Here is a 2,514-nt window from a genome sequence, read left to right as displayed (position 1 = left end):
TCGTTATTTAAGCTATTGCTAATATCCCGTAGACCTTTTAATTGTTCTAACTGGGCATAGGCCAGAAGATAGAATAGCTTAAGTGCTGTCAGTTTTTTAACGTATTTGTCAACACCTGCGTTATTAATAAGCTGAAAAATTTTTTCGTGAAAAATTGGCTGAAACAATTGAAAAAATGTGGATTTTGTGATATCCTTGCCTCGCATTATAGCTTCTCCTTTATATTAGAGATTTGGGCAAGGACTACCCTTAATCTCTATTATAAAGGAGATTTTTATATTTCTCAGCTAAAAAACGCATAATTCGGCCTATTTTGTGTTAAATCGAATTAATTCCCAGCTTGACAAATTCTAAAAAATTTTATGCAACGCTACTGATTAAGTATTGATTTATCGGAAAAATAATTTTCAATTTCATTGAATGCATACCTGTCATTAAAATCACAAATTACTTCAATACCACGCTTCAGCGCACCTTTATTCGAAAGGCGTATAACTTCCTGATGGTCATTGTGTTCCCATGTGCGAAAATTACGTACAATTATGTTACTATAAAAGCGATTATCTACTATTTTGGTATTTTTAACTTCTATATCGCTTGTATTATCAGATAACTCTTTCAAAAAAGTATTTGCTATCTGTTTTAAAACAACCTTATCACTTATAGTGTCTATGTTAATTTGGGCTCTATTCGTAATACCGCAAAAATAAGGTTTAATATCTCCAATTAAGTCAAGTAAGTTAAAAATTAAAGAACTGCGTTCCATAAAATATTTTTTACCTAATTCCATATTTTCTTGCCAGTCCGGGGAATAGAATGCAGTCAGTTGAATGTTTACCTGCGAAACAATCAATTGGCTATAACCATGATGCGAGCTGAATATTATTCGTGGCATTTCCGGGTCAATTTCATCAGGAACTGGTAAGATCTCAGGTTGCAAATATAAATTTTTTAGTCTATCCTCTAATTCGTACGCTTTTCTACGAATGTGGGCCTGACGGGGAAATACAACACTAAAACTCGTATTAATCAATTTATTTTTCACTTCACGGACCCCCAAAAATATTATTTTCCTCATGACACACATTTGCATTATACTCTTACAAGTATTATGTACAATCTTTTATTGCAATGCAATATCCTACGTAAACTTATGTACTTTCTAAAAAATCCCTGCGCCTAACCCGGAAAAACAGGTAGTCGCAGGGATTAGATTCAGACAATATGAAATTAACGCTTGGAGTATTGAGGAGCTTTGCGGGCCTTTTTCAAGCCATACTTGCGGCGCTCCTTCATGCGCGGGTCACGAGTGAGGAAACCAGCCCGCTTCAAAGCAGGCCGCAATTCTTCATCTGCTTTAGTCAGAGCACGAGCGATGCCATGACGCACAGCGCCAGCCTGGCCGGAAATCCCACCACCATGAACTTTAACCAGGACATCAAATTTGCCCAGAGTATTGGTGATTTCCAGAGGCTGCTTTACGATCATTTCCAGAGTCTTTTTCCCGAAATATTCACCCAGTTCCCGGTTATTAACCAGAATCCTGCCAGTGCCACCGGGAATCAGACGTACACGAGCAACGGCATTTTTCCGTCTTCCGGTACCCCAGTATTGAACTACTTGAGCCACTATTACTACCTCCTTCCTCTGTTACTCTTGACCTACCCACAGCTCAGGCTGTTGAGCCTGGTGGGGATGTTGACTGCCCCGATAGACGCGGAGCTTTTTCAACATTTTGTCACCCAGCCGGTTATGGGGCAGCATGCCTTTGACAGCCAGCTGCACAGCCAGTTCCGGTTTGGTCTGTAACAGAGTCCGGTAGTCAGTGGACTTAAATCCGCCCGGGTAACCGGAGTGACGCTGCCATTTTTTCTGATCCAGTTTTTTCCCGGTCAGGACTACCTTTTCGGCATTGATGATGATCACATGGTCACCGGTATCCACATGGGGAGTGTAAATGGGTTTATGCTTGCCCCGCAGCAACCTGGCAGCTTCAGAAGCCAGGCGGCCCAGGGGTTTTCCTGTCGCATCCAAGATGTACCACTTGCGCTGCACCTCTTGGGGTTTGGCCATATAGGTGGTCATGTTTTTCCCTCCTTGCATCCTGACAGAACTGCAAATCGTGGTATAAAAACCCTCCGGGGCAGGGGTATTCCATACCATGTCATAAAATCATTGTAATATGCAGAAGTTGTCATGTCAATAGTTAACTTCCAGATGCTTTTTGCGATGTACCCTTTTTCAGAATGAAAATTGCTAAAAATATTATAAATAATTTTTTTTAAACATTATCATTCAGTTCTTTAGCAAGGATAATGGTATCTCTCTTTTTTTAAATCCTAAAAAAGGGCGCACTAATCCCACTAGCCCTAAAATGACTTCTTAATCATCCGGCCTGTAACTTTTTGCCCATATTAGAGATGCTTTTCTTCTCCTTTTTAAGCTACCAGGCTCCGCATCTTCTCTGCCTGATTTTCCCGAATTCGCCCTATCGCCATTGCTAGCATAACACAT

Annotated in this window: 4 protein-coding genes; all 4 read right to left on the bottom strand. The window is 40.4% G+C overall.

Annotation, left to right across the window (positions count from 1 at the left end; all coding sequences use genetic code 11):
• Nucleotides 1-206 (bottom strand): DUF4372 domain-containing protein (locus B5D20_RS13480; protein WP_078666708.1); only part of this gene is annotated, 206 nt, incomplete at its 3' end.
• A gap of 164 nt (nucleotides 207-370) precedes the next feature.
• Complete coding sequence (locus tag B5D20_RS13475) at nucleotides 371-1,045, bottom strand: hypothetical protein (protein ID WP_078666707.1); 675 nt, start codon at nucleotides 1,043-1,045, stop codon at nucleotides 371-373.
• A 185-nt stretch (nucleotides 1,046-1,230) separates the two neighbouring features.
• The gene (rpsI, locus tag B5D20_RS13470; RefSeq protein ID WP_078666706.1) at nucleotides 1,231-1,629 is read right to left on the bottom strand and encodes a 30S ribosomal protein S9; all 399 of its coding nucleotides are present in this window, start codon (nucleotides 1,627-1,629) and stop codon (nucleotides 1,231-1,233) included.
• Nucleotides 1,630-1,650: 21 nt separating this feature from the next.
• On the bottom strand, nucleotides 1,651-2,085 hold the full coding sequence (rplM, locus tag B5D20_RS13465; RefSeq protein WP_078666705.1) for a 50S ribosomal protein L13: 435 nt from the start codon (nucleotides 2,083-2,085) through the stop codon (nucleotides 1,651-1,653).
• Nucleotides 2,086-2,514 lie beyond the last annotated feature (429 nt).

Source organism: Carboxydocella sporoproducens DSM 16521 (genome assembly GCF_900167165.1).
Classification (GTDB): domain Bacteria; phylum Bacillota.
The sequence above is the reverse complement of the archived record's forward strand: the minus strand, read 5'-3'. Positions and strand labels throughout refer to the sequence as shown.

Excerpts from the sequence above, each read along its gene's own strand:
- rplM (WP_078666705.1), bottom strand. The coding sequence starts at position 2,085 with ATGACCACCTATATGGCCAAACCCCAAGAGGTGCAGCGCAAGTGGTAC.